The sequence below is a fragment of the Streptomyces sp. O3 genome (assembly GCF_054788135.1).
Window position 1 is genome coordinate 1 of the sequence record NZ_JBTVYK010000070.1, and the last position, 24,220, is coordinate 24,220.

Below are 24,220 nucleotides of genomic sequence, written 5' to 3' on the forward strand. Positions count from 1 at the left end.
GGCGCGACCGGCGGCGCCTGCGGGGGCGCGGCCTGCGGCGGCGCGGGCGCCGGGGCGGCGGCCGGCGGCGGCGTGTCGTCCACGGTGATCCCGAAGTCCGTGGCCAGGCCCGCGAGACCGCTGCTGTAGCCCTGCCCGACGGCGCGGAACTTCCAGGCGCCCTGGCGCCGGTAGAGCTCGCCGAGCACGAACGCCGTCTCCGTGGTCGCGTCTCCGCTGTCATAGCGGGCGATCTCGGCGCCGCCCGCCTGGTCGAGCACCCGGATGTACAGACCGGGTACCTGCCCGAAGGTCCCGCTGTCCGCGGACGCGGCGAGCACCACGCGCTCGATGCCCGGCTCCACGCGCGCGAGGTCGACCGAGAGCGCGTCGGTCACCTGCCCGTTCGCGGACTGCTTGCCCTCGTGCCGCACCGCGCCCGAGGCATGGGCGGGCTGGTTGTAGAACACGAAGTCGCCGTCGGAGCGGACCTTGCCGTCGGCCAGCAGCAGGGCCGAGGCGTCGGCGTCCGGTACGCCGGGAGCCGACCGCCAGCCGATCTCGACCCGTACCGCCGGGGCCGGAACGGGAACGTTGGATCCTTTAGGCATTGCCATGACTGCCCCCAGTGCGTGTCGTCCTGTCAAGAAGTGCCGCCGGTGGGCACAGGGCCAACCTATTACCCGCCGCGTCCGGATACGCCCCGTGGGGGATCAGCGTCACCGGGCAACCACCGGTCACCGCGCCCCATACATGATCAACACATGGGTTAGCGACCGTTTTTTACCGAGTTAGCTCGTATTGGGGATCGTCTGTCACGGCCGACACGCAAAGAACCCCCTATCGGTCTCCCCAACCAGCACATCGTGGGCTTAACTTATGTTCCATGACCTCCCCCCGCGCCACCTACGGCAGCGGTTACTACCCCGCGCCCTCCTTCCCGGACACCCCGATCTACGACTCCCTCGTCGCCGAGCGCGGCACCCCGCAGATCGCCCCGATCCGGGTCCAGTCGCCGTTCTACGACACCGGCGGCAACCTGCCCGCGCTCGCGGCCCCGCTCCCCGCTCTCCCAGCCACCTCGTCGCCTCAGCACTCCGGGTACGGCCACACCCAGGCGCCGGGGCCCGGCCCGCTGCAGCACGCCCCGGCTCCGTACATCCCGCAACAGGCCGCGGCGCCGCGGGGCTACCCCGGCCCCCAGTACCAGCAGGGCACGGGCTACGAGGCGATGCGCCCCGCCGCGCCGCGCCCCGCGCCCACCCCGTACGAGGACCCCTACTACCGGCAGAACCCCGGCGGCCGCGGGTACTGAACCCCAGGCCGCCGTCCCGCCAGGCGACCAACCACGGGCGTTGTCGGCGCCGCCTGGCAGGATGGGTTCATGTCGAACGCCACACTCCACGCGATCCACGTGTATCCGCTCAAGTCGGTCGCGGGGTACGCACCGTCGGACGCGGCCGTGCAGCCCTGGGGTCTGGCCGGAGACCGCCGGTGGATGCTGGTCGACGCGGCGGGCCGGTTCGTCACCCAGCGTGCGCGGCCCAGCCTGGCCTTGGTCGCCGCCGAGCCCCGGCCCGGCGGCGGCATCCGGCTGTCCGCACCGGGGCGGGAGCCGCTGACCGTGTCCGTGCCTGATCCGGCGCGCACCATGCCGGTGGAGGTCTGGCAGGACAAGATCGACGCGGTGCTCGCGGACGCCGCCGCCCATGAGTGGATCAGCGCCTATCTGGGGGCCGACACCCGCGTGGTGCATCTCGACGACCCGGCGACCCGCCGCCCGGTCGACGCCGACTTCGCCCGCGCGGGCGAGACGGTGAGCTTCGCCGACGGCTTCCCGCTCCTGCTCACGGCGCTCTCCTCGCTCGACGCCCTCAACTCCCTGATCGCCCAGGGCGCCCACCCTGACGAGGGCCCGCTCCCCATGGACCGCTTCCGGCCGAACGTCGTGGTGGACGGCACCCCGCCCTGGGCCGAGAACGACTTCCGGCGCATCGCCATCGGCGAGGTCGTCTTCCGGGCCGTCAAGCCGTGCGGCCGCTGCGTGGTGACCACCACGGACCAGCGCACCGCCGCGCGGGGCAAGGAGCCGCTGCGCACCCTCGCCCGGCACCGGCGCATCGGCAACCAAGTGGTCTTCGGCCAGAACCTGATACCCGAGGAGACGGGCACCCTGCGTCTGGGTGACCCGGTGCGGATCATCGAGTAGCGCCGCGCCACCGCGCCGACCGCGTCCGGCGGCCGCCGGTACCACCCCGCGCGGCCCCTCGGGATCCGTTCCGGATATCCGGTGTCGGCGCGCGCGGAGCGGCCGGCTCCCCCTCTCCACGCACGCTACGGTGGAGCGGCAGATCGGTCACGGACAGCGCACACAAGGTGGGGGCACGGCAGCGCCATGGCACAGGGCACGGTCCAGGTGACGCACACCGGCACATCGCGGTGGCGGCGCCGCACAGGTGAGTACGCCTCGCTCGCCGCGGCTCTCGACGCCGCGGGTGACGGCGACGTCCTCACCGTCACCCCTGGCACGTACCGGGAGAACCTGGTGCTGCGGCACGCGGTCACCCTGCGCGGCCCCGACGGCTCCCCCGGCTCGGTGCGGCTGGCGCCGCCGGACGGCGTCCCGCTGACGGTGCACGCGTCCGCCGTGGTGCGGGGCCTCCAGGTCGAGGGCCAGGACGCGGCCGCGCCAGCCGTGCTCATCGAGGACGGCACGCCCGAGCTCGGCGCGCTGCGCGTCGTCACGCGCTCGGCCGCGGGGGTCGAGGTGCGCGGCGACGCCCATCCCACGCTGCGCCACTGCACGATCGACAATCCCGCGGGCGTCGGGATCGCCGTACTGGACGGCGCGGGCGGCGTGTTCGAGGACTGCGAGGTCGTCTCGGCCGGACAGTCCGGCGTCGCGGTACGCGGCGGAGGCCGGCCGCGACTGGAGCGCTGCCGGGTGCACCACACGTCGGGCGCGGGCCTGTCGGTCACCGGTGAGCGCTCCGCGCTCGAGGCCGTCGGGTGCGAAGTCTACGAAGTCAAGGGCGCGGGGGTGCAGATCACCGGCCGGGGCATGGCCCAGCTCAGCGACTGTGCGGTGCACCGGACGACCGCCGACGGCGTCACCCTGGACACCGACGCCGTGCTCACCCTGGCCGACTGCCGCCTGCACGACATCCCGGAGAACGCGGTCGACCTGCGCTCCCGCTCGGTGCTCACCCTGACCCGCTGCACGGTGAGCCGCTTCGGCCGCAACGGCCTGTCCGTATGGGATCCGGGCACCCGCGTGGACGCCAACCAGTGCGAGATCCACGAGAGTACGGGCGACTACCCGGCCGTCTGGGTCAGCGACGGCGCCACCGCCGTACTCGACTCCTGCCGGGTGCGTGACGTACCGGACGCGCTGTTCGTCCTGGACCGCGGCTCGCGCGTCGACGTCGTGGACAGCGACCTGTCCCAGGTCCGCAACACGGCCGTCTCGGTGAGCGACGGCGCGACCGCCCAGCTCGACGACTGCCGTATCCGGGAGGCCGCGACCGGCGCGTGGTTCCGCGACCACGGCAGCGGCGGTGTCCTGGCGGGCTGCACGATAGACGGCGCGCAGACCGGCGTCATCGTCACCAAGGGCGCCGATCCCACCATCGAGCGCTGTACGGTCAGTTCGCCCGCCGAGGCTGGTTTCTACGTCTCAGCGCAGGGCCGGGGCAGCTTTCACGGCTGCCGGGTCACCGACAGCGGCGGCTACGGCTTCCATGTGCTGGACGGCTGCCGTACGTCGCTGAAGAGGTGCCGTACGGAGCGGTGTTCGCGCGGCGGCTACGAGTTCCCCGAGGACGGCCCGCTCGCCGAGGAGTGCACCAGCGACGAGAGCCGCGGCGGTCGGCACGGGCCACCGGATCCGGCAGGCCGGACCGCTGTCGGCACGGCCACCGCCGCCAGTACGGCCACCGCCGCCAGTACCGCCACCGCCGCCCAGTCGGCCGGGCTGTTCGGCGCCGCGATCCCCGGCCAGCGCGACGCCGGGCCACCGGCCGGGCCGGAGCCGACGACCGCGGCCCCGGCCCGCTCGTCGGGCGCGGTGCTCGGTGAACTCGACACGCTGGTGGGCCTGGAGAGCGTCAAGCGCGAGGTGCGGGCGCTCACCGATCTGATCGAGGTGGGGCGTCGGCGCCAGCAGGCCGGTCTGAAGGCGGCTTCGGTCCGCCGCCACCTGGTGTTCACCGGCTCGCCCGGCACCGGCAAGACGACGGTGGCCCGGCTGTACGGCGAGATCCTGGCCTCGCTCGGTGTGCTGGACCAGGGCCATCTGGTGGAGGTGTCGCGGGTGGACCTGGTCGGCGAGCACATCGGCTCGACGGCGATCCGCACCCAGGAGGCTTTCGACCGCGCGCGCGGCGGTGTGCTGTTCATCGACGAGGCCTACGCCCTGTCGCCGGAGGACTCCGGGCGGGACTTCGGCCGGGAGGCCATCGACACCCTGGTCAAACTGATGGAGGACCACCGCGACGCGGTGGTGGTGATCGTCGCGGGCTACACGGAGGAGATGCGGCGGTTCCTGTCCGTGAACCCCGGTGTGGCCTCCCGTTTCTCACGGACCATCACCTTCGGCGACTACTCCCCCGACGAACTGCTGCGGATCGTGGAACAGCAGGCGAGGGAGCACGAGTACCAGCTCGGCGCGGGTACGGCGGACGCGCTGCTGAAGTACTTCACCGAGCTGCCCAAGGGGCCGGGCTTCGGCAACGGCCGCACGGCGCGGCAGACGTTCGAGGCGATGGTCGAGCGGCACGCGGGCCGGGTCGCGCAGTTCGACGAGACCAGCACCGACGACCTGACCCTGCTCTACCCCGAGGACCTGCCCGAACTGCCCTGAGACCGCTCCGGTGCGGTGCCCGGCTGCCGTGGCAGCGGCTTGCCCGCCGCCGCGGTGCCGCGCAACCGGGTGAACAGCGCGGTGCGTTCGGCGTCGAAGACCGGGTCGGCCTGGTAGTCGGAGTGGCCGAGGATCGGCGCGGGCAGCGGCTGGGACGCGGTGCGGCCGTAGACGAGCGGGTCCTTCAGGGGTGGGTGGTCGACGTCCCGGCCGCAGTCGCCGGGCAGGCCGATGGGTCCGCCGATGGGGTCGGTCGGCCGGTACAGATTGCGCCAGCAGTCCACTTCGTGGTGCAGGGCGGCCAGCGCGGCGGGGCCGAAGTGCGCCGGGAACCAGCGGCCGTAGAGCCGTTCCAGCGGCGAGCCGTAGGTGAGCACGGCGACCCGTCTGCGGACCGACGGGCTGAGCTGCCAGGCGGCCGCGGCCGCGAGGACGCTGCCCTGTGAGTGCCCGGAGATGACCAGCCTGCGGCCGGGCTCGCGGGTCCAGGTGGCCATCCGCCAGGTGAGGTCGGGGACCGCGCGTTCGGCGTAGCAGGGCGGCGCGAAGGGGTGGGCGGCGCGTGGCCAGAAGGTGCCGACGTCCCAGAGTATGCCGATGGTGCGGCGGGCCGCGGGGTCGCGGTAGGCGCGGCGGCCCCAGGTGACCAGCAGGAGGAAACCGAGGCCGATCAGCCAGGAGCCGAGCGCCTGGGCGGTCTGGGCCGCGCCCTGGACGAACGGTGCGGCGTCCCTGGCGGCTTCGCCCGGCACCTCGCCGGTGCTCCAGGCGCCCAGCAGGGCCGCCGCGCCGAGCAACAGGGTGGCGGCGGAGACGATCCCCGCCACCGTGGGTGCGTGGTCGGTGAGCGCGGCGCGGGCGCGGGCGCCCGCGATACGGCGGGTGCGGGCCGGGTCCGGGGACTCGTCGGGGTAGTCGCGCGCCACCCGCGGAATCTCGGCGCGGCCCCGCCGCAGGGCGCGTACGGCGAGGATCAGCGCCAGCAGCACCACGACGGCCAGGACGACGGGGATCACCGACGCCTGCCAGGTCAGCAGAGCGGGCGGCCCCGGAAACGGCCTGCCCGGCTCGCCCGGTGTGCCGCCGCTGTCCAGCCAGTCGCCGACCCACTGGGCGACGCCGCCGGACATCACGCCGCCCAGCGCGCAGCCCAGCATCGCCACGGCGGGCCCGGCCAGCCCCCGCAGCGCGGTGCGGGGGCCTGGCGCGCCGCGGTACAGCACGGCCGCCACGACCGCGAGCGCCACGGTCAGCAAGCCCTGGACCAGGGCGATGCCGCCGAAGGTCGCGTCGCCCGGCAGGCGCGCGGCGGAGGTCCAGCCGGGGCGGTCCCAGCCCGCGTACACCACCGCGAGCGCCAGCACGGCCAGCGCCGCGCCGGGCAGCAGCCGCGTCGCGGCCCGGTCGACGCGCTGGTCGACACGGTCCTCGCTGCGGCCTCTGCGGCACACCACCCAGACCACGACGAGCGCGCCCGCGACCAGCGTGGTCACCATCAGGCGGCCGATGACGTCCAGGGCGAGGGGCCCGCCCGGCCTCCGGTCGAACCGCGCCGCCGCGGTGGACACGGCCGCGGCGCAGGTCAGCAGTCCGGCCGCGGTGTGGGCCGCGCGCAGCCGGGCGACCAGTCGGCGGCCGTACCAGAAGCCGGGCCTGCTGAGCGCCGAGCGCCGGGGGTCCTCGTCCGGCTCCCGGTGGTGCGGCAGGGGCTGCTGGGACTCGTACGCGCTCCAGGTGCGGTGCGACAGGTACCAGAGGAGTCCGGTGAGCGCGGCGGGCACCGCCGTGGCCAAGGCGAGCCTGCGGCCTGGCTGCGCCCACCAGCCGCCCTGTCCGGAGGCGTCGGCCGCGAGGAAGCCCAGCCAGGAGCGGTCGGCGGTGCACTCGGGGGTGCCCGCGCACTGCCAGGCGACCAGATCGAGGGCGACCTCGCAGGCCGCCGCGACCAGGAGCACCGTGAGGGTCAGTCCGACCAGGCGCACCAAGACGCCGTAGAACCGTGTGGTGCGGCGCAGGCCGCGGGTGTGGGGCCGCATCCAGTGGGCGAGGTTGACCACCATGAAGGGCAGCAGGAGCAGCCACAGGGCGCGGGCGCCGTTGCCGGAGGTGAGGTTGGACCAGACGTACGCCTCGCGCACGGGTGTGTCGGTGTAGTCCTCGGGCCGTTGTTCGGCGTCCGCGTCCTCGGCGCGGCGGAAGACGGCCGCGGTCTTGTCGCCGGTGACCCGGACGGTGCGCGGGTCCCCGAGCATGCCTTCGGCGGTGGCGCCGCCGACGCCGTGGACGAGCAGTTCGAGAGCGGTGTCTTCGGCCGGTTCACGTCGCACTGTGAGGCCTCCCCCCGTGCGCGGCCGCGTCCGGGATACGCGGTGCGGGGTACCAGGATCGCGGTCGCCGGGCCCCGCGCACAGCCCTTCGTCAGGAATCCCCCCGAGGTGTGCGGGGCGGCCGGGTGGGCGGGCTCCGGGCGGTGTGTCGGCGGCGCGTGCGAGGATGAGGGATCTTTCACGGCGGCCAGCACTGGCGAGGGAAGGACTGGGACCAGGTGTGAGTGAGAATCAGAACCTCCTCGCGGAGCAGCGTCGCGCCCTGATCCTCGAGGAGGTCAGACGGCGCGGCGGGGTGCGGGTCAACGAGCTCACCAGGAAACTCAGCGTGTCGGACATGACCGTCCGGCGCGATCTGGACGCGCTGGCCCGCCAGGGTGTGCTGGAGAAGGTGCACGGCGGTGCGGTGCCGGTGGCCGAGGCGAGTACCCATGAGCCGGGGTTCGAGGCGAAGTCGGCGCTTGAGCTGGGGGCCAAGGAGTCCATCGCGCGGGCGGCCGCCGCGCTGGTCGCGCCGGGCAGCGCGATCGCCCTGTCCGGCGGGACCACGACGTTCGCGCTGGCCCAGCGGCTCGTCGAGGTCCCGGATCTGACGGTGGTGACCAACTCGGTGCGGGTCGCCGACGTGTTCCATGCCGCCCAGCGCGGTGCGGGCGCGGGGCCGGGCGGGGCCGCGGATGCGGGGGCGGCGACCGTGGTGCTGACGGGAGGGGTGCGTACTCCGTCGGACGCGCTGGTGGGGCCGGTAGCCGACCAGGCGATCCGCTCGCTGCACTTCGATCTGCTGTTCCTGGGGGTGCACGGGATATCCGTCGAGGCGGGCCTGTCGACGCCGAACCTCGCGGAGGCGGAGACCAACCGCCGTCTGGTGTGCTCCGCGCGCCGGGTCGTGGTGGTCGCGGATCACACCAAGTGGGGCACGGTGGGGCTGAGTTCGTTCGCCGCGCTGGAGCAGGTGGACACCTGGGTGACGGATCCGGGACTGCCGCCCAGAGTGCGCGCGGAGGTCTCCGAGCGGCTCAACCACCTGGTGATCGCGGGTGAGCCGGGCGAGTCCGACGTGGCCGCAGACATCTGACCAGCCCTCAGTTATGGTGTCCTGGCCCGGTCAACGACCCGTCCTGCTGGGGGTTCGGATCCCAATGGCACGCCAACTGAGCCCGGTGGGGCTTGAGTTCGTCACCAGCGCTCCAGTGCGTCTGGAGTTCGCCCACGAGATCGCCGCTCCCCCGGCCGCCGTGTTCGGGGCGCTGGCCGACGATGTGGCGGGCTGGCCCCGGTGGTTCAGGGCCGTACGGACGGCCCGGCCGACCGAGGGCGGCAAGGGCCGCGAGATCAGGCTGATCGGCGGCACCCGCTTCGCGGAGACGATCCTGGCGGCGGACCCGGCCGAGCGGTACGCGTACCGGGTCGACCGGACCAACGCGCCGGGGATGCGCTGCCTGGTGGAGGAGTGGCGGCTGACCCCCGCGGGGAGTGGCACCCGAGTGCGGTGGACGCTCGCCGCCGACGGGTCCACGGCGTTCCGGTTCGCGCTGAAGGCGGCCAGGCCCGGCGTCGGCCGGTCTTTCCGGGGTGCGGTGACCGCGCTCGACAGGCGGCTGGCGGCGGCCAGGACCCCGTAGGAGCCCGCCTTCGCTTCCGCTGGGGCGCGCTTCCTGCACCGGGACGCGCTTTCTCCTCCACTGGGGCGCGCTTTTCCACTGGGACGCGCTTTCCCCTCTGTCGGGGTTCGCTACCGGAGCGGGAACGGGACGCCGTGTTCGCTCTCCGGGCGCGGGCCGAAGATACGGCGTTCGTCCTCGGCGATGCGTACGTCGTTGATGCTGGCCTCGCGTCGCGCCATGAGGCCCGCCGCGTCGAACTCCCAGAGTTCGTTGCCGTAACTGCGCCACCACCGCCCCCGCGCGTCACGGCTCTCGTACTGGAAGCGGACGCCGATCCTGTATTCGTCGTACGCCCACAGTTCCTTGCGGAGCGCATAGTCGTGTTCGCGTGCCCACTTGTCGGCGAGGAAGGCGACGATCTCGTCCCGGCCGGTGAGGAACCGGTCGCGGTTGCGCCACACGGAGTCGGGCGTGTAGGCGAGCGCGACGCGCCGCGGGTCGCGGGTGTTCCAGGCGTCCTCGGCGGCCTGGACCTTCTGTGCCGCGGTGGTCGCGGTGAACGGCGGCAGCGGGGGGCGGGCGGCCATGGTTCCTCCAGGGTGCGTCGGTGGTTCCTCACCACTGCAGAGAACGATCGTTCTCCGCAGCTGGCTGCTACCGTAGAGAACGGTGGTTCTCGCGTCAAGAGAGCACCTGACACGTCGCGGAGGAGACCGGATGGACAGCGCCACGGCCCGGCAGCGAGCACTGGACACCGCCGAGGAGCTGTTCTACTCGCGAGGCATCCAGACGGTCGGCATGGACGCCATCCGCACCGCGTCCGGGGTCTCCCTCAAGCGCCTCTACCAGCTGTTCCCGAACAAGGAGCGGCTGGTCGACGCCTGCCTGGAGCGGCGTGACATCCGCTGGCGGCAGCGGCTCGCCGAGCGCGTCGACCGCGAGCCCGATCCCCGCGACCGCGTCCTCGCGGTCTTCGACTGGCTGGACGACTGGTTCCAGGAGCCCGGCTTCCGCGGCTGCGCGTGGATCAACGGGTACGGCGAGCTCGGCGCGACGTCCGCCGCGGTCGCCGAGCGGGCCCGGAGCCACAAGCGGGCGTTCAAGGACTATCTGACGGGCCTGACGGCGGACGCCGGTCTGGACGACGAGACCGCGGAACATCTGCGGCTGCTCGCCGAGGGCGCGATGGCGACGGCGGGTATCCTTCGCGATCCCGAGACCGCGCGCCACGCCAGGCGCGCGGCGGCCCGGCTGATCGCCACCGACCCCCGTCCGACACGGAACGGAACGCGCTGACCGACGCCCCCGCACACCGCCCGGCGCACGAACGCACCATCTGTTCCTGCGCAGTTCGCCCACTTCAGGTGAGAGGTGTACAAAGAGCTTATGGCCGGACACTACGGCCGCCCGCGCTCGGTTCTGCGGATGCGAACCGTCGCAGGTCAGGTCTTCCTCCTGCAAGTGGCGATCGTGGTGTTGCTGGTGGCCGCGGCCATCGCGGCGCTGGTGCTGCAGTCCCGCGCCGACAGCCAGCGGGAGGCGCGTAACCGGTCCGTCGCCGTGGCCGAGGCCTTCGCCAACGCGCCCGGCACCGTCGCGGCGCTGGCCGCGCCCGACCCCAGCGCCGTGCTCCAGCCGCGCGCCGAGGCGGCCAGGGAACGCTCCGAGGTCGACTTCATCGTCGTCTTCGACCTCGACGGCATCCGCTATACGCACCCCCTGCCCGACCGCATCGGCAAGCGGTTCGTCGGCGACTACCGCCCGGCCCTGGAGGGCGAGGTGGTCACCGAGAGCATCACCGGCACGATCGGGCCGCTGGTCCAGGCCGTCGTCCCGGTACGGGACAGCGACGGCGAGGTCGTCGGGCTGGTGTCGGCGGGCATCACCATCGCGAAGGTGAGCGGGGTCGTGGAGGACCAGATCCCGCTGCTGTTCGGCGCGGCGGCCGGGGTGCTGCTCCTGGCCACCGGCGGCACCGCGCTGGTCACCCGCAGACTGCGACGCCAGACGCACGGCCTCGGGCCCGCCGAGATGACCCGGATGTACGAGCACCACGACGCGGTCCTGCACGCCGTGCGCGAGGGCGTGCTCATCGTGGGCGGCGACGGGCGGCTCACCCTCGTCAACGACGAGGCGCGGCGGCTGCTCGGACTGCCCGCGGACGTGGACGGGACGCCGGTCGACGCGCTGGGCCTGGAGCCCGGTACGGCCCGCCTGCTGGCGTCCGGCCGGATCGCCACCGACGAGATCGTCCCGGTCGGCGACCGGCTGATCGCCGTGAACCAGCGCACCACCGACCAGGCGGGCGGACCGCCCGGCACGGTCGCCACGCTGCGCGACACGACGGAGCTACAGGCCCTGACCGGCAAGGCCGACATGGCGCGCGGCCGCCTGCGGCTGCTGTACGACGCGGGCACCGAGGTCGGCACGACCCTCGATGTGGCGCGCACCTGTGAGGAGCTCGCGGAGTTCGCCGCCGCCCGCTTCGCGGACGTGGCCACCGTGGATCTGGCGGAGACCGTACTGCGCGGCGAGGAGCCGACGGCCACCGGCGTGGACGTCGACATGCGCCGCACCGCGTTCACCGGGCCCCCGGACACCGCGCTGTATCCGCTCGGCCAGCGGATCCGCTTCGTTCCGACCACGCCGCTGGGCACCGGCCTCAGCAAGGGCGAGGCCGTGCTCGAAGCGGACCTGGCCGCTTTCACGGGCTGGCAGCGCCAGGACCCGGAACTGGCCAGGCAGCTGGTCGAGGCCGGGATGCACTCGATGATCGCGGTTCCGCTGCGGGCCCGCGGCGTGGTGCTGGGCGTGGCGATGTTCTGGCGGTCGGCGACCCCCGAGCCGTTCGAGGACGAGGACCTGTCCCTGGCCGAGGAGCTGGTGGCGCGGGCGGCGGTGAGCGTCGACAACGCCCGGCGCTACTCGCGTGAGCACACCATGGCCGTCACCCTGCAGCGCAGCCTGCTGCCGCGGGTGCTGCCCGAGCAGTCGGCGCTGGACGTCGCCTACCGGTACCGGCCCGCCCAGGCCGGTCTGGGCGGGCTGGGCGGCGTGGGCGGGGACTGGTTCGACATCATTCCGCTGCCGGGCGCGCGGGTCGCGCTGGTGGTCGGCGACGTGGTCGGGCACGGGCTGCACGCCGCGGCGACCATGGGGCGGCTGCGCACGGCGGTGCACAACTTCTCCAGCCTGGACCTGCCCCCGGACGAACTGCTGTGGCATCTGGACGAGCTGGTGGCCCGGATCGACCAGGACGAGACCGACGACGGGACGGACGCCTCGGTCACCGGGGCCACCTGCATCTACGCGATCTACGACCCGGTCTCGGGCCGCTGCGGCATGGCGCGCGCCGGGCACCTCCAGCCGGTGCTGGTACTGCCGGACGGCACGGCGGAGTTCGTCGACGTGCCGGGCGGACCGCCGCTGGGGCTGGGCGGCATGCCGTTCGAGACCCTGGACCTGCGGCTGCCCGAGGGCAGTCGGCTGGTGCTGTACACGGACGGTCTGGTCGAGGACCGGGAGCGGGAGATCGACGAGGGCCTGGAGATGCTGCGGCGCGCGCTGGACCACGACGGCGACCGCTCGCCGGAACAGACCTGCGAGGGCACGCTCGCGGCGCTGGTGCCGGAGCGCCCCCGCGACGACATCGCGCTGCTCGTGGGGCGCACTCGGGTCCTGCCGCAGGACCGGGTCGCCGAGTGGGACGTCCCGGCCGACCCGGCCGCGGTGGGCCGGGTCCGGGCGGCGGTGGCCGACACGCTGGCGGCCTGGGGCCTGGACGAGGAGGCCTTCACCACGGAGCTGATCCTCAGCGAGCTGGTGACCAACGCGATCCGCTACGCCAACGGCCCGATCCGGGTACGCCTGATCCACGACCTCAGTCTGATCTGCGAGGTGTCCGACCACAGCAGCACCTCGCCGCATCTGAGGCAGGCGGCGACCACCGACGAAGGAGGCCGCGGACTGTTCCTGGTGTCCCAGTTCGCGGAGCGCTGGGGCACCCGCTACACGCCGGACGGCAAGGTGATCTGGACGGAACAGCCCTTGCCGCCCCGCGGGGACCGGGCCTAGCCGGAACCGGCCGGGTACGGGCTCCAGCTGGGAGCAGGGCCTGCTACTCGTTCCAGACGCCCGTCTTCAGGAGGGAGTCGATCGCGGCCTCGTACGGGGTGATGTCCAGACCCTGTTCGGCGAGCCACGCGTCCGAGTAGTACTTGTCGAGGTAGCGGTCCCCCGGATCGCAGAGCAGGGTGACCACGCTTCCCCTGTGCCCGGCGGCCGCCATCTCGGCGACGATCTTCAGCGCGCTCCACAGTCCGGTGCCCGTCGAGCCGCCCGCCTTGCGGCCGATGACCCGCTCCAGGGCGCGTACGGCGGCGACGCTGGCCGCGTCCGGCACCTTCATCATCCGGTCGATCGCGCCCGGTACGAAACTCGGCTCCATCCGCGGCCTGCCGATGCCCTCGATCCGTGAGCCGCAGTCGCTGACGGCGTCCGGGTCGCCCTTGGTCCACCCGTCGAAGAAGCAGGAGTTCTCGGGGTCGGGCACACAGACGCGCGTGTCGTGCTGCATGTAGTGCACATAGCGCGCGATGGTCGCCGATGTGCCGCCGGTCCCGGCGGTGGCGACGATCCAGGCGGGCTCCGGGTAGCGTTCCAAACGCAGCTGCTGGTAGATCGATTCGGCGATGTTGTTGTTGCCGCGCCAGTCGGTGGCCCGCTCCGCGTAGGTGAACTGGTCCATGTAGTGGCCGCCGGTGCGCACGGCGAGCGCCGCCGCCTCCTCGTACATTCTGCGCGAGTCGTCCACGAAGTGGCACTGCCCGCCGTGGAATTCGATCAGACGGCACTTCTCGGCGCTGGTGGTGCGCGGCATCACCGCGACGAACGGGACGCCGATGAGCTTCGCGAAGTACGCCTCGGACACCGCCGTCGAGCCGCTGGACGCCTCGATCACGGGCTTGTCCGGCCTGATCCAGCCGTTGCACAGCCCGTAGAGGAACAGCGAACGCGCGAGGCGGTGCTTGAGACTGCCGGTCGGATGGGTCGACTCGTCCTTGAGGTAGAGGTCGATGCCCCACCGCTCGGGCAGCGGGAAGCGCAGCAGGTGCGTGTCGGCCGAGCGGTTGGCGTCCGCCTGGACCTTGCGTACGGCCTCTTTCAGCCAGTCCCGGTAGGCCGGATCACTGTGGTCGACATCGAGGGTGGCCAGGGCCGTACCGGCCTCTGAAGGCTGTGGGGTGCTCACCGTGCGCGGCTCCTTCGTCTCCTGCCTGACCCGGACGGCCACAGCCGGACGACACCGATCATAGACACCTTCCACACGCTTCTCACCTGCATAAAGACACCTTTGACACCCCCAAAGCGCCACCTTGGTCCGGCACCTGGGCCGCAAGGCCTGGCGTTCGCGGCGCGTCGCGGGCAGACTTCCCAGCAGGGCCACGAAGGCGACCAGGCGAGAACGACAGGCGGGGACGAGGGGGCGCGCGGCATGACGGAGCCGGAGTTCACAGCTACGGGCGTAGGGATCGAGCGGCGTCTGCGTTCGCTCACACGGGCCGGGCAGGTGCGGATCAGCGGTGGCCGCCTGCAGTTGCTGACCAGTTACGGCCGGGAGATCGACAGCGCGCCGCTGGAGACGGTCCGGGCGGGCAGGGCGTGGTTCGCCCCCCACGACCGGGCGCAGGCCACCGTCAACGGTACGCGGTACTCACTGACGCTGGGTGAACACGACCCCGCGCCAGGCGAGTCGGGGCCGCCGACGGTCCGCCGGTTCATCGAAGCGGTGCGCAGGGCGAGTGGGGCGCTCTCCCGACGCTGAGTTGCGCTCCCGCGGTCGCTGAGCCACCCTGGTTTCACGTCACTCAGGGTTTATCGGCGGTTACGCTGTGACTCAGCCACAGCCACCGCCCCAGCAGCAGGCAGCCACCGCGGGATTCGGGGATGTACGCCCCGGCTTCCACCTTCGTCTTCTTCCGGACCTCAATTCGGGGAGTCGCAGCCGTGATCAGCCAGCCCAGCAGGCACTGCACGGTGGAGCTCCAGGCCCTGCCGTCGCGGATCGGACAGGTCCGCAGAATCGTATCCGCGCAATTGCGCTACTGGCAGCTCGACCCGTTGATCGACACTGCCGCACTCGGCGTGACCGAGTTGCTCACCAACGTCCACCAGCACGCCAGGCCGGACAAGACGTGCACCGTGGAGATCGAGCTGCTGCTCGAGCGGCTCACGGTCTCCGTCCACGACCACGACCCCCGGCTGCCCGAACTACGGGACGCCGAGTCGTCCGCCACCTGCGGACGCGGGCTCGCCATGGTCGCCGCGGTCAGCGAGAGCTGGGGGGTGCGACCGCAGGGCGCCGCGGGCAAGGTCGTCTGGTTCACGCTCCCCGCGCCGCCGGGCACGCTGGCGCCGGCGCCGTATCCGGTGTACGCGGCGGCCGCGGGCGGACGTTACGCGGACGCCCGGAACACGGGGCAGCGGGCCCCGGTCTGACGGACGGCCCTATGCTCCCGCCCGGTCGGCCGTAGTGGGCCGACCGGGCGGTGACCTGCCCTCACCCCGCTTGCCCGGCGGTTCTCCCGCCGGCACGCGGGACGGTGGTCATGCCGCACCGCCCGCGCGGCTCGGCCCGAACCGCTCGTCCAGGACGGCCAGCCGCCGCCAGTGCTCGTCCTCGTCGACCTCACCGGCCGCGAACCGGCGGCCGGGCAGCGAGATCGGCGACTGGTCGCCGGGGACGGAGCCCCCTGGCCGGTGCCGACCGTGCCGGACGGTGCGCCGCAGCAGCGTGCCATGCCGATGGCGACGGCGACGGCCGCCCAGATCAGCGGGACGAGCAGAATCCACGGGCCGGGCCCGCCGTCCGCGACGTGCGCCAGGGTCCCCGGGGCTTACGTCACCGAGTCACCCGGTCAGGGTGCCCAGCGGGTCGTCGAGCACCGGCTGCCAGGCCAGTTCCGCGGCGCCGACCAGGCTGTTGTGGTCGAGCGTGCAGGCCAGGATCGGGACGCCGCCGCTGCGGCCCCACAGGCTGCGGTCGGCGACGACGGCGCGCAGCCGCTCCGGGTCGGCGTCCAGGAGTTCGCGGTGCAGCCCGCCGAGGATGATCCGGTCGGGGTTGAGGATGTTCACCAGGCCCGCGAGGCCGAGCCCGAGGCGGTCGATGAGCTCCTGTGCGGCGCGCCGCACCAGCGGGTCGTCGGCGTACTCCCTGCGGAGCAGATCGCGGGACTGTTGCAGCAGGTTCACCTCGGGGCCCGGAGTCCGTCCGGCCGCGGTCAGGAAGGCGAGCGGGTCGGCCTCCACGTCCAGGCAGCCGCGGCTGCCGCAGTGGCAGGGGCGGCCCTCCGGGTTGACGGTGAGGTGGCCGACCTCCAGGGCCAGTCCCGAACTGCCGGTGTGCAGGCGGCCGTCGAGTACGAGCGCGCCGCCGACGCCGCGGTGCCCAGTGGCCACGCACAGCAGGTGCCGGGCGCCGAGGCCCGCGCCGTGCCGGTGTTCGGCGAGCGCGGCCAGGTTGACGTCGTTGCCGGTGAACGCGGGTACGGGCAGGCCCGCCGCGCGCACCCGCTCGGCGAAGATCTCACGGACCGGCGCACCGGCGGGCCAGGCCAGGTGCAGCGGGTTGAGCGCGTTGCCCTCGGGCTCGGCGACCGCGGACGGCACCGCGAGCCCCGCGCCGACGCAGCGCCGCCCGGTCTCCCGCAGCAGCGCGCCGCCCGCGTCGACGACGGAGCCGAGTACCCGCGCCGGGTCGGCGTCGATGGTCTCGCAGCCGGGCGCGGTGGCGACGATCTCGCCGCCGAGTCCGACGAGCGCGGCCCGGAACCCGTCGGCGTGCACCTGGGCGGCGAGCACCACGGGGCCGTCATCGGCGACGACCAGCCGGTGCGAGGGGCGGCCTTGTGATCCGGCGGCGGCTCCGGGCGTCACCCGGATCAGCCCGAGCGCCTCCAGCTCCGCGGCCACCGCCCCCGCGGTGGCGCGGGTGACGCCCAGTTCGGCGGTGAGGACGGCACGGGTCGGCGCGCGGCCGGTGTGGACGAGTTCGAGCGCCGGTCCCAGTGCAGCGCGCCCTCGCTCCAGCCGGGTACGCGTGGACACGTGCCCCGCTTCGCGCTGTTCCGCCTTGCCGTTCATGCAGGCGAGTCTCCCATGATCCCCTGAGCCGCCGGAAAGCCGCTCACCCGCAACGTGATGTTCAGCCGCCCGGCCAGTCCGAGACCGGCCAGTCCAGGACCGGCCAGTCCGGGACCGGGCGGCCCGGTGCGCGCGCATACCCGTGGCACGCCGTGGTAGGCGAGCCGCGAAGGCCCGCCGAAGACGACGAGGTCGCCGCCGCGCAGCTCGATGTCCGTGTACGGCTTCGCGCGGGTCCGGGTGTTGCCGAACCGGAAGACACAGGTGTCGCCGAGGCTGAGCGAGACCACTAGGGCGTCGGACTCCCCGTCGGAGTCGCGGTGCGTCCCCTCACGGGGAAGGGGAAACAGTTCCTCACCCATGGTCCCCATCATCCCCTACCCCCCTGGGGCTCAGCGGGCGCGCCCGCCCGGCTATCGTGGCGCGTTCATGGCGGACGGGGATGGTGGAAGGGCGCAGGGTGGCGGGGGACGAGGCGGTGCGCGTCGCCGGGCGATACCGGCTGGTGGAGCGCATAGGCCGCGGGGGCATGGGCGTCGTATGGCGGGCCGAGGACGAACTGCTGGGCCGCCAGGTGGCCGTGAAGCGGCTGCACGCGTCGCCGCAGCTGGCCGCCGACGAGCTGGCCACCCTGTACGAGCGCACCCGACGCGAGGCGCGCAGCGCGGCCCGGATCAGTCACGCCAACGTGGTCGTGGTGCATGACGTCGTGGACGACGACGAACGGCCCTGCATCGTCATGGAGTACGTGCCGTCGCGGACGCTCGGCGACGCCATCAAGCGCGACGGGACCGTGTCGCCGCGCGAGGCGACCCGGATCGGCCTGGGCATGGCGGCGGCGCTGCGGGCCGCGCACGCGGCGGGGGTGCTGCACCGGGACGTCAAGCCCGGCAACGTCCTGCTCGGCGACGAAGGGCGGGTGGTGCTGACGGACTTCGGCATCGCCCAGGCCAGCGGCACGTCCACGCTCACCAAGACGGGCGAGCTCGTCGGGTCCGTCGACTATGTGGCGCCCGAACGGGTCAGGGGCGGCACGCCCGGACCCGCGTCCGATCTGTGGTCGCTGGGCGCGACGCTGTACCAAGCGGTCGAGGGCAGGCCCCCGTTCCGCCGGGACACGGCGCTGGAGACGGCGTACGCGATCGCCGCCGAGCCGCTGCGGCCGCCGCGGCGGGCCGGGGCGCTGACGGCGCTGATCGAGGCCCTGCTGACGAAGGACGGGGAGCGGCGGCCGTCGCTGGCGGACGTGGAGCGGATGCTGCGGGAGTCCGCCGCCTCGCCGGAGACGGCGACGCTGGCGACGCCCGGGGACGCGGGCGTCGTCGAGAGCGCGGGCACGGACGCGGTCGAGAGCTTGGGCTCGGGCGTAGTCGCGAGCGCGGGGCTGGCCGCGGGCTCGGGCGTCGTCGGGAGCGCGGGCGCGGGGCTGGCCGGAGGCGCGGTCGAGGGCGCGGGGCTGGCTGGAGGCTCGGGGGTGGGGCCGCGGCCCGGAGGGCCGACCGCCGCTCCCGCTCTCGCTCCGGCCACCGCGCCGATGCCCGCGTCCGCGGCCTCCGGCCCGCCGGTGCGGGGCGGGCGCCGTCGCGGGGCCGTGTGGGGGATCGCCGCCGTGGTCGCCGTGGCGGTGGCCGCCGGTGCGGCGACGTTCGCCCTGCGGGACGGGGACGGCGCGGCCTCCCAGAAGTCCCCGGACAGCCGTCCCGCCGCGTCGGCTTCGCCCTCCGTCGAGGCCTCGCCCGCGTCGGAGGCCTCGGATCCGCCGGTTCCGCCGGTTCCGGACGGGTACCACCTGGTCCACGAGGAGGAGCTCGGTGTCTCCTTCCCCGTGCCGGACGGCTGGACCCGGAAGACGCCCGAGGGCGGCGAGGAACGGAACGAGATCGCCTATGTCTCCCCCGACGGGCTGGTCGGCCTGCGGGTCTCCGTGGTCGACTTCGCCAGCGCGGACCCGCTCCAGCGCTGGAAGGACGACGAGGCCAGGTCCGTACAGGAGGGCAGGCTGCCCGGCTACCGCCGGCTGCGGATGCAGGGCACCAGCTTCCGCGGGCTGCCTGCCGCGATCTGGGAGTTCGTCTGGCAGGGCAGAGCGCGCCAGTGGCGCGCGTCCGACCTCGCGTTCGGCCGCCCCGGCGGGAACGAGTACGTGATCTATCTCTCGGCGCCGAGGGCCGAGTGGCGGCAGCACAAGCCCGTCTTCACCGACGTGAAGAACGGTTTCCGGATGTCCGATTCGCAGGAGTGAGCCCTATGTTGAGACCGCTGACCCGACGTGCCCCCGCGTTCGTCCTGCTCCTCGCGGCGCTGGCCGTCTCCTGCTCGTCCGGCGCCGAAACGGACGCGCGGACGACCGGCACGACCGGCACGACCAGCACGACCAACGCCCCGGCCGATCAGAGCACCCAGAGCTCCGCGCCGCCCGCCGGGGCGGCCGACGAGCCAGCCGACGGGGCCCCGAGCGACGAGGTGCGGGGCGACGAGGCCTCGGACGGCATGACCCGCACGCCGCCCGTGGAGCTGGTCCGTGACGCGTTCGCCACGCTCCAGGCGACCTTGAACGACTCCTGCACACCGGGGAACTGCGCGTACTTCCTCGGCCGCGTGTATGACGAACTGATGGGCCTCGACGCGGCGATGAAGGCGGACCCCAAGGGCCCCGGCCACTTCCCCGAGCCCATCGAGTGGATCGCCGAACTGCGGCGGACGCTCGACGGAGACCGCTCCTTCGAGAATCTCAAGGAGCACCAGTCCCTGCTGATCGGCACCCGCGACAAGATCAACACATGGATGCAGGACCACCCCGACGACTACCGCTGACACACCGGGATTCCACCCGTCGGAATCCCGCCGCGTCCGGCCCCGCGCTCAGGCACACTCCCGGTATGGATATCGCTGAATACCTTCGCGTACTGGAGAAGGAAGGCCAGCTGCTGGCCGACAACGCCGAGTTGGCCGGTCTCGAGGCCGCCGTGCCCACCTGCCCCGGCTGGCGGGTGCGCGATCTGCTCCGGCATACGGGAATGGTGCACCGCTGGGCCACCGCGTTCGTGGCCGAAGGCCACCGTTCGCCCCGGCCCGGCGACGGGGAACCCGAGCTGGACGGCGCCGAGTTGCTCGCCTGGTTCCGTGCGGGGCATGCCCGGCTGGTGACCGTGCTGCAGGACGCGCCCGCCGATGTGGAGTGCTGGACGTTTCTGCCCGCGCCGTCGCCGCTGGCGTTCTGGGCGCGGCGGCAGGCCCATGAGACGACGGTGCACCGGATGGACTCCCAGTCCGCGCTGCGCGGCACGGACGGGAACATCGCGGACGGGGACACCGCGGACGGGGACACCATCGACGCCGCCTTCGCGGTGGACGGCATCGACGAGTTGCTGTGCGGTATGCACTCGCGTGCGAAGAGCCGGGTACGGTCGGCCCAGCCGGGCGTGCTGCGGGTCCGGGCCACGGGCACGGGCACGGACGCGGTGTGGACCGTTCGCATCTCCGAGCAGACCCCCGTCACCGAGCGGAGCGACGCGGGCGCGAGCGACTGTGAGCTGAGCGGGCCCGCCGCACAGCTCTATCTGGCCCTGTGGAACCGCGCTCCGGTGCCGCACATCACCGGTGACCCCGAGCTGGCCCGGCTCTGGCGCGAGACGTCGGCCGTGGTGTGAGGCTGATGCGTGCCGGATCGCGCCGCACCCAGGCCGCACGGGACGCGATGACAGTGGAGATCGGCTACGCGCTGCTCTCCGCCGCGCTCGCCGCCGCCCTCACGCTGGGCGTGGTCGCCGGACCCACGGTGCTGTTCACCCTGCCGGGGTGGGCGGAGACCGCGCTGCGAGGCGCGGCTGCCGTCGTGGTGCCGGTGGTGTTCGCGGTCCGGGTGGCCGGGGTGCTCCGGCGGTTCCGGCAGACCGAGCGAGAGCGCGCGGGCGAGAGCGAGAGCGCGGGCGGCCTGGACGGTCAGCCGAGCCAGCCGGGGCGTACCAGCCCCGACTCGTAGGCGAGGACGACCGGTGGGGCACGGTCGCCACCTCGCGCTCCCGCAGGAGTTCCTCCGGCCGCTACCGCGGCGGGCGGTCGGCCTGTCGTTCCGCCGCGAGCAGCTTCTCGGGGGTCAGCGGGAGTTCGCGGATCCGCAGCCCGGTGGCGTGGAAGACCGCGTTGGCGACGGCCGGGGCCACGCCCACCGCGCAGACCTCGCCGAGTCCCTTCGCGCCCAGCGGGTTGGTCCCGTGTTCGGCCTCGCCGACGAAGCGAGCGTCGACGCGCCCGATGTCGGCGTGCACGGGCACGTGGTAGTCCGTGAGGGCGGGGTTGACCATCCGGCCGGAGACCGGATCGGGCATGAGGCGTTCCATCAGGGCGCCGCCCAGTGCGTAGATGATGCCGCCCTGGGCCTGGTTGCGCGCGGTCTTCGCGTTCAGGACGAGTCCGCAGTCGAAGACGCCGACATGCCGGGTGACGCGCACCCGCGGCAGATCGCGGTCGACGCGTACCTCCGTGAAGTGCGCGCCGAACGTGGACAGCGCGGACGGCTGGTCCTCGGGCGGAATGAAGTCGCCCGTGCCGCGGACCGCGCGCTTGCCCTGCCGGGAGAGCAGTGCCGCGTAGGTCTCGCCGCGCGCGGGGTCGTCCCGCAGGAACAGCCGTCCGTCGGCGGCTTCGACGGCGTCCTCGGCCCGCCCGTACAGCGGCGAGCCGCGGTCCGCGACGGCGAGCCGGATCGCGGTGCGCCGGGCGTCGGCGGCCGCGAGGTGTACGGCGCTGCCGGTGCTGCCCGACGTGCGCGAGCCGAAGGTCTGCGCGGCCGCGGGCAGGTCGGTGTCGCCGGAGCGGATCCCGATCCGCGCGGGCGGCACCCCGGTCCCGGACGCGGCCACCTGCACCATCGTGGTCAGGGTGCCGCCGCCGATCTCCACGGTGCCGGTGCGTATCTCCGCGGTGCCGTCCCGGCGGATCTCCACCACCGCGCGGGCGCGGACGGCGTGTTCGACGCGGATCGCCGACGCCATTCCCCAGCCGATCAGGTCGTCGCCGTCCCGCATGGAGCGCGGCCGGTGCTCGCGCCGGTCCCAGCCGAACACCTTCGCTCCGAGCGTGTAGCAGTCGAGCAGCCGGTTGCCGCCCCACGGCTTTCCGCTCTCCGGGTGGGTGTCCGCGTAGTTGCGGCGGCGCACCTCCACGGGGTCCAGGCCGGTCGCGTACGCGAGTTCGTCCATGGCCGACTCCAGGGCGAACATGCCGGGGCTGTCGCCGGGGGTCCGCATGGAGGTCGAGGTCGCGGTGTTGACCCGCGCCACTTTGGTGGTGGTCCGCAGGTGCGGTACCGCGTACATGGCCCGTACGCAGTGGGCGGTGGTCTCGTGGCGGTCCACGGTGAACGAGGTGGGGTTGACGCTGTCGTGGGTGATCGCCCGCAGCCTGCCGTGCCGGTCGGCGCCGAGGCGCAGGTGCTGGAGCGTCTCGGGCATGCTGCCGGTCCCCTCGAACACCTGTCTGCGGTCGATGGTCAGCCGCACCGGGCGGCCCACGGCGCGTGCGGCGAGCGGCGCGAGCAGGGTGTGCGCCCAGACGAACGCCTTGGTGCCGAACCCGCCGCCGATGAGCGAGGAGACCATGCGGACCTGGTGTTCCTCCAGCCCGAACACGGCGGCCACGGCCGGTCGGTGGCGGAACACGCCCTGGCTTGAGTCGTACAGCGTGAGTTCCCGGCCCCGCCACACGGCGAGCGTGGAGTGCGGCTCCATCGGGGCGTGGGAGAGCGCCGCGGTACGGTAGCGTCCGGTGATCCTCACCGGGGCCCGGTCCAGGGCGCTCTCCGGGTCCCCGCGCAGCGACTCGGGCTCACCGAGCACCAAGTACGGGCTGTCGGTGGGCACATACGCGTGCGGCAGCGCCGCGTCCAGGGTGGGCACCGGTTTCCGGGTCCGGTAGTCGATCCGGACCAGGGCGGCCGCGTGGCGTGCCTGTTCGAGGCTCTCGGCGACGACCAGGGCCAGGCACTGGCCCGCGTGGTGGACGCGGTCGTCGGCCAGCGGCAGCCGGGGTTCGGCGGCGTAGGGAACCGGGGGTTCGGCCGTCCACCGGGGCCGGTCGCGATGGGTCAGTACGGCCAGCACGCCGTCCGCGGCCCTGGCCTCGCGGGTGTCGACGCGGCGGACCCGGCCCGCGGACTCCGTACTGGTCACCATGACGGCGTGCGCCATCCCGGACAGCCGGACGTCACCGGAGTAGACGGCGCGCCCGGTGACCTTGTCGGGGCCCTCGACCCGTGCGAGCCCGGCGCCGAGCGGGTCCTCCCAGGGGGCCTCTCCGCTGGTTCCCTGAGCACTGCCTGCCATCAGCGGCCTCCCAGCTCGGTCAGGGCGCGGCGGACGACCCGGCTGATCAGGGTCACCTTGTACGCGTTGTCGGGGCGCGGCGCGGCCCCCTCGGTCGCCGCACGGGCGGCCGCCGCGATCGTGGACTCGGTCAGCTCCCGTCCGGTCAGCGCCTTCTCGGCCGCCGTGCAGCGCCAGGGTTTGGGCGCGACGCCGCCGAGGGCGATCCGGGCGCGCCGCACCTCGCCGTCCGCCAGGTCGACGACCACCGCGGCGGACACCAACGCGAAGGCGAAGGACGCGCGGTCGCGGAACTTGAGGTAGCGGGAGCGCCGTCCCCTCGGCTGCGGCGGCAGCTCCACGGACTCGATCAGCTCGCCCGCCCGGAGGGTGTGCTCGCGGTGCGGCGCGCCGCCGGGGAGCCGGTGCAGCGTGTCGATCGGGATGGTCCGGCGTCCGTCCGGCCCCACCACCCGTACGGCGGCGTCCAGCGCCCGCAGGGCTACCGCCAGGTCCGAAGGGTGCACGGCCGCACAGGACTCGCTGGCCCCGAACACCGCGTGGTGCGAACTGTCGCCGTCCACGGCCGCGCAGCCCGAACCGGGATCACGCCGGTTGCACGGGAAGTCGCCCGCGCGCAGATACGGGCAGCGCACGCCCTGGAGCAGGTTGCCGCCGAAACTGGCCATGTTGCGGATCTGCGGCGAGGCGCCGGACGCCAACGCCTGCGCCAGCAGCGGATAGCGCTCGCCGAGCCGGGCGTCCAGCGGCGCGTTGCGGCACAGCGCGCCGATCCGCACGCCGCCGTCCCGCCGCCACTGGACCCGGTCCCACGGCAGGTCGCCGATGTCGACGAGCCGGGACGGCGCGCGGACGCCGTCGCGCAGCAGCGTGACCTGGTCCGTGCCGCCCGCGATCACCCGCGCGTCGGGGTCCGCGGCGAGCAGCGCGACGGCCTGCGAGACCTCGCGCGGCCGGGAGTAGTGAAACGTCCGCACG

Annotated in this window: 20 protein-coding genes and 2 pseudogenes; 13 read left to right on the forward strand and 9 right to left on the reverse strand. The window is 73.6% G+C overall.

Annotated features, from left to right (window positions below; genetic code table 11):
- On the reverse strand, nucleotides 1–596 hold a 596-nt coding region (locus ACX6XY_RS26850), incomplete at its 3' end, for a TerD family protein (protein ID WP_460336058.1).
- A gap of 269 nt (nucleotides 597–865) precedes the next feature.
- Between ACX6XY_RS26850 and ACX6XY_RS26855 the strand changes: the two genes are divergently transcribed.
- From ACX6XY_RS26855 to ACX6XY_RS26865, 3 genes are all read left to right on the forward strand, one after another.
- On the forward strand, nucleotides 866–1,294 hold the full coding sequence (locus ACX6XY_RS26855; RefSeq protein ID WP_460336061.1) for a DUF6643 family protein: 429 nt from the start codon (nucleotides 866–868) through the stop codon (nucleotides 1,292–1,294).
- 69 nt (nucleotides 1,295–1,363) lie between these two features.
- Nucleotides 1,364–2,188 (forward strand): MOSC domain-containing protein, encoded by an 825-nt coding sequence (locus tag ACX6XY_RS26860; RefSeq protein ID WP_460336064.1) that lies wholly within the window; start codon nucleotides 1,364–1,366, stop codon nucleotides 2,186–2,188.
- Between the two features lie 186 nt (nucleotides 2,189–2,374).
- The gene (locus ACX6XY_RS26865) at nucleotides 2,375–4,840 is read left to right on the forward strand and encodes a right-handed parallel beta-helix repeat-containing protein (protein ID WP_460336067.1); all 2,466 of its coding nucleotides are present in this window, start codon (nucleotides 2,375–2,377) and stop codon (nucleotides 4,838–4,840) included.
- Here ACX6XY_RS26865 and ACX6XY_RS26870 read toward each other — a convergent pair.
- The gene (locus ACX6XY_RS26870) at nucleotides 4,810–7,251 is read right to left on the reverse strand and encodes an alpha/beta hydrolase family protein (RefSeq protein WP_460336134.1); all 2,442 of its coding nucleotides are present in this window, start codon (nucleotides 7,249–7,251) and stop codon (nucleotides 4,810–4,812) included. The genes ACX6XY_RS26865 and ACX6XY_RS26870 overlap by 31 nt on opposite strands.
- A 136-nt stretch (nucleotides 7,252–7,387) precedes the next feature.
- Between ACX6XY_RS26870 and ACX6XY_RS26875 the strand changes: the two genes are divergently transcribed.
- Nucleotides 7,388–8,245 (forward strand): DeoR/GlpR family DNA-binding transcription regulator, encoded by an 858-nt coding sequence (locus ACX6XY_RS26875; protein ID WP_460336069.1) that lies wholly within the window; start codon nucleotides 7,388–7,390, stop codon nucleotides 8,243–8,245.
- 64 nt (nucleotides 8,246–8,309) lie between these two features.
- On the forward strand, nucleotides 8,310–8,792 hold the full coding sequence (locus tag ACX6XY_RS26880) for an SRPBCC family protein (RefSeq protein WP_460336072.1): 483 nt from the start codon (nucleotides 8,310–8,312) through the stop codon (nucleotides 8,790–8,792).
- 110 nt (nucleotides 8,793–8,902) lie between these two features.
- Here the strand turns inward: ACX6XY_RS26880 and ACX6XY_RS26885 are convergent, their stop codons facing one another.
- On the reverse strand, nucleotides 8,903–9,361 hold the full coding sequence (locus tag ACX6XY_RS26885) for a nuclear transport factor 2 family protein (RefSeq protein ID WP_460336075.1): 459 nt from the start codon (nucleotides 9,359–9,361) through the stop codon (nucleotides 8,903–8,905).
- A gap of 130 nt (nucleotides 9,362–9,491) precedes the next feature.
- On the opposite strand from ACX6XY_RS26885, the gene ACX6XY_RS26890 reads away from it, so the two are divergent.
- Both ACX6XY_RS26890 and ACX6XY_RS26895 read left to right on the forward strand, forming a co-directional pair.
- On the forward strand, nucleotides 9,492–10,070 hold the full coding sequence (locus ACX6XY_RS26890) for a TetR/AcrR family transcriptional regulator (RefSeq protein ID WP_460336078.1): 579 nt from the start codon (nucleotides 9,492–9,494) through the stop codon (nucleotides 10,068–10,070).
- Between the two features lie 90 nt (nucleotides 10,071–10,160).
- The gene (locus tag ACX6XY_RS26895; protein WP_460336081.1) at nucleotides 10,161–12,848 is read left to right on the forward strand and encodes a SpoIIE family protein phosphatase; all 2,688 of its coding nucleotides are present in this window, start codon (nucleotides 10,161–10,163) and stop codon (nucleotides 12,846–12,848) included.
- 43 nt (nucleotides 12,849–12,891) lie between these two features.
- Here the strand turns inward: ACX6XY_RS26895 and cds1 are convergent, their stop codons facing one another.
- Complete coding sequence (cds1, locus tag ACX6XY_RS26900; RefSeq protein WP_460336084.1) at nucleotides 12,892–14,025, reverse strand: L-cysteine desulfhydrase Cds1; 1,134 nt, start codon at nucleotides 14,023–14,025, stop codon at nucleotides 12,892–12,894.
- 243 nt (nucleotides 14,026–14,268) lie between these two features.
- Between cds1 and ACX6XY_RS26905 the strand changes: the two genes are divergently transcribed.
- On the forward strand, nucleotides 14,269–14,598 hold the full coding sequence (locus ACX6XY_RS26905; RefSeq protein ID WP_460336087.1) for a hypothetical protein: 330 nt from the start codon (nucleotides 14,269–14,271) through the stop codon (nucleotides 14,596–14,598).
- Between the two features lie 182 nt (nucleotides 14,599–14,780).
- The gene (locus tag ACX6XY_RS26910; RefSeq protein ID WP_460336090.1) at nucleotides 14,781–15,272 is read left to right on the forward strand and encodes an ATP-binding protein; all 492 of its coding nucleotides are present in this window, start codon (nucleotides 14,781–14,783) and stop codon (nucleotides 15,270–15,272) included.
- A 108-nt stretch (nucleotides 15,273–15,380) separates the two neighbouring features.
- On the opposite strand, the pseudogene ACX6XY_RS26915 reads toward ACX6XY_RS26910, so the two are convergent.
- The 3 genes and pseudogenes from ACX6XY_RS26915 to ACX6XY_RS26925 form a co-directional block, all read right to left on the reverse strand.
- A pseudogene (locus tag ACX6XY_RS26915) lies at nucleotides 15,381–15,658 on the reverse strand (SHOCT domain-containing protein).
- A 25-nt stretch (nucleotides 15,659–15,683) separates the two neighbouring features.
- Nucleotides 15,684–16,919, reverse strand: coding sequence for an ROK family protein (locus ACX6XY_RS26920; RefSeq protein ID WP_460336093.1), 1,236 nt, complete (start codon nucleotides 16,917–16,919; stop codon nucleotides 15,684–15,686).
- Nucleotides 16,916–17,254 (reverse strand): annotated as a pseudogene (locus ACX6XY_RS26925) (alpha-ketoglutarate-dependent dioxygenase AlkB); the annotation flags it as partial. The gene ACX6XY_RS26920 and the pseudogene ACX6XY_RS26925, both read right to left, overlap by 4 nt.
- 107 nt (nucleotides 17,255–17,361) lie before the next feature.
- Between ACX6XY_RS26925 and ACX6XY_RS26930 the strand changes: the two are divergent.
- The 4 genes from ACX6XY_RS26930 (at nucleotide 17,362) to ACX6XY_RS26945 (ending at nucleotide 20,901) form a co-directional block, all read left to right on the forward strand.
- Nucleotides 17,362–19,161, forward strand: a complete 1,800-nt coding sequence (locus tag ACX6XY_RS26930; RefSeq protein WP_460336095.1) for a serine/threonine-protein kinase — start codon at nucleotides 17,362–17,364, stop codon at nucleotides 19,159–19,161.
- Nucleotides 19,162–19,166: 5 nt separating this feature from the next.
- Entirely contained in the window at nucleotides 19,167–19,733 is a 567-nt protein-coding gene (locus ACX6XY_RS26935) for a hypothetical protein (protein WP_460336098.1), read from the forward strand.
- 65 nt (nucleotides 19,734–19,798) lie between these two features.
- On the forward strand, nucleotides 19,799–20,569 hold the full coding sequence (locus tag ACX6XY_RS26940) for a maleylpyruvate isomerase family mycothiol-dependent enzyme (protein WP_460336101.1): 771 nt from the start codon (nucleotides 19,799–19,801) through the stop codon (nucleotides 20,567–20,569).
- A gap of 5 nt (nucleotides 20,570–20,574) precedes the next feature.
- Nucleotides 20,575–20,901, forward strand: coding sequence for a DUF6332 family protein (locus ACX6XY_RS26945; protein WP_460336106.1), 327 nt, complete (start codon nucleotides 20,575–20,577; stop codon nucleotides 20,899–20,901).
- Nucleotides 20,902–20,962: 61 nt separating this feature from the next.
- Here ACX6XY_RS26945 and ACX6XY_RS26950 read toward each other — a convergent pair whose 3' ends face one another.
- A complete protein-coding gene (locus ACX6XY_RS26950) occupies nucleotides 20,963–23,242 on the reverse strand; it encodes a xanthine dehydrogenase family protein molybdopterin-binding subunit (RefSeq protein ID WP_460336109.1) in 2,280 nt (759 codons plus the stop codon).
- Nucleotides 23,242–24,219, reverse strand: coding sequence for an FAD binding domain-containing protein (locus ACX6XY_RS26955; RefSeq protein ID WP_460336114.1), 978 nt, complete (start codon nucleotides 24,217–24,219; stop codon nucleotides 23,242–23,244). The genes ACX6XY_RS26950 and ACX6XY_RS26955 overlap by 1 nt, the downstream gene beginning before the upstream one ends.
- Nucleotide 24,220 lies beyond the last annotated feature (1 nt).

Coding starts and splice junctions, on each gene's coding strand:
- ACX6XY_RS26885 (WP_460336075.1), bottom strand. CDS start 9,361: ATGGCCGCCCGCCCCCCGCTGCCGCCGTTCACCGCGACCACCGCGGCA.
- ACX6XY_RS26855 (WP_460336061.1), top strand. CDS start 866: ATGACCTCCCCCCGCGCCACCTACGGCAGCGGTTACTACCCCGCGCCC.
- ACX6XY_RS26905 (WP_460336087.1), top strand. CDS start 14,269: ATGACGGAGCCGGAGTTCACAGCTACGGGCGTAGGGATCGAGCGGCGT.
- ACX6XY_RS26950 (WP_460336109.1), bottom strand. CDS start 23,242: ATGGCAGGCAGTGCTCAGGGAACCAGCGGAGAGGCCCCCTGGGAGGAC.
- ACX6XY_RS26930 (WP_460336095.1), top strand. CDS start 17,362: ATGGTGGAAGGGCGCAGGGTGGCGGGGGACGAGGCGGTGCGCGTCGCC.
- ACX6XY_RS26860 (WP_460336064.1), top strand. CDS start 1,364: ATGTCGAACGCCACACTCCACGCGATCCACGTGTATCCGCTCAAGTCG.
- ACX6XY_RS26920 (WP_460336093.1), bottom strand. CDS start 16,919: ATGAACGGCAAGGCGGAACAGCGCGAAGCGGGGCACGTGTCCACGCGT.
- ACX6XY_RS26935 (WP_460336098.1), top strand. CDS start 19,167: ATGTTGAGACCGCTGACCCGACGTGCCCCCGCGTTCGTCCTGCTCCTC.
- ACX6XY_RS26880 (WP_460336072.1), top strand. CDS start 8,310: ATGGCACGCCAACTGAGCCCGGTGGGGCTTGAGTTCGTCACCAGCGCT.
- ACX6XY_RS26940 (WP_460336101.1), top strand. CDS start 19,799: ATGGATATCGCTGAATACCTTCGCGTACTGGAGAAGGAAGGCCAGCTG.
- ACX6XY_RS26890 (WP_460336078.1), top strand. CDS start 9,492: ATGGACAGCGCCACGGCCCGGCAGCGAGCACTGGACACCGCCGAGGAG.
- ACX6XY_RS26895 (WP_460336081.1), top strand. CDS start 10,161: ATGGCCGGACACTACGGCCGCCCGCGCTCGGTTCTGCGGATGCGAACC.
- ACX6XY_RS26945 (WP_460336106.1), top strand. CDS start 20,575: ATGCGTGCCGGATCGCGCCGCACCCAGGCCGCACGGGACGCGATGACA.
- ACX6XY_RS26865 (WP_460336067.1), top strand. CDS start 2,375: ATGGCACAGGGCACGGTCCAGGTGACGCACACCGGCACATCGCGGTGG.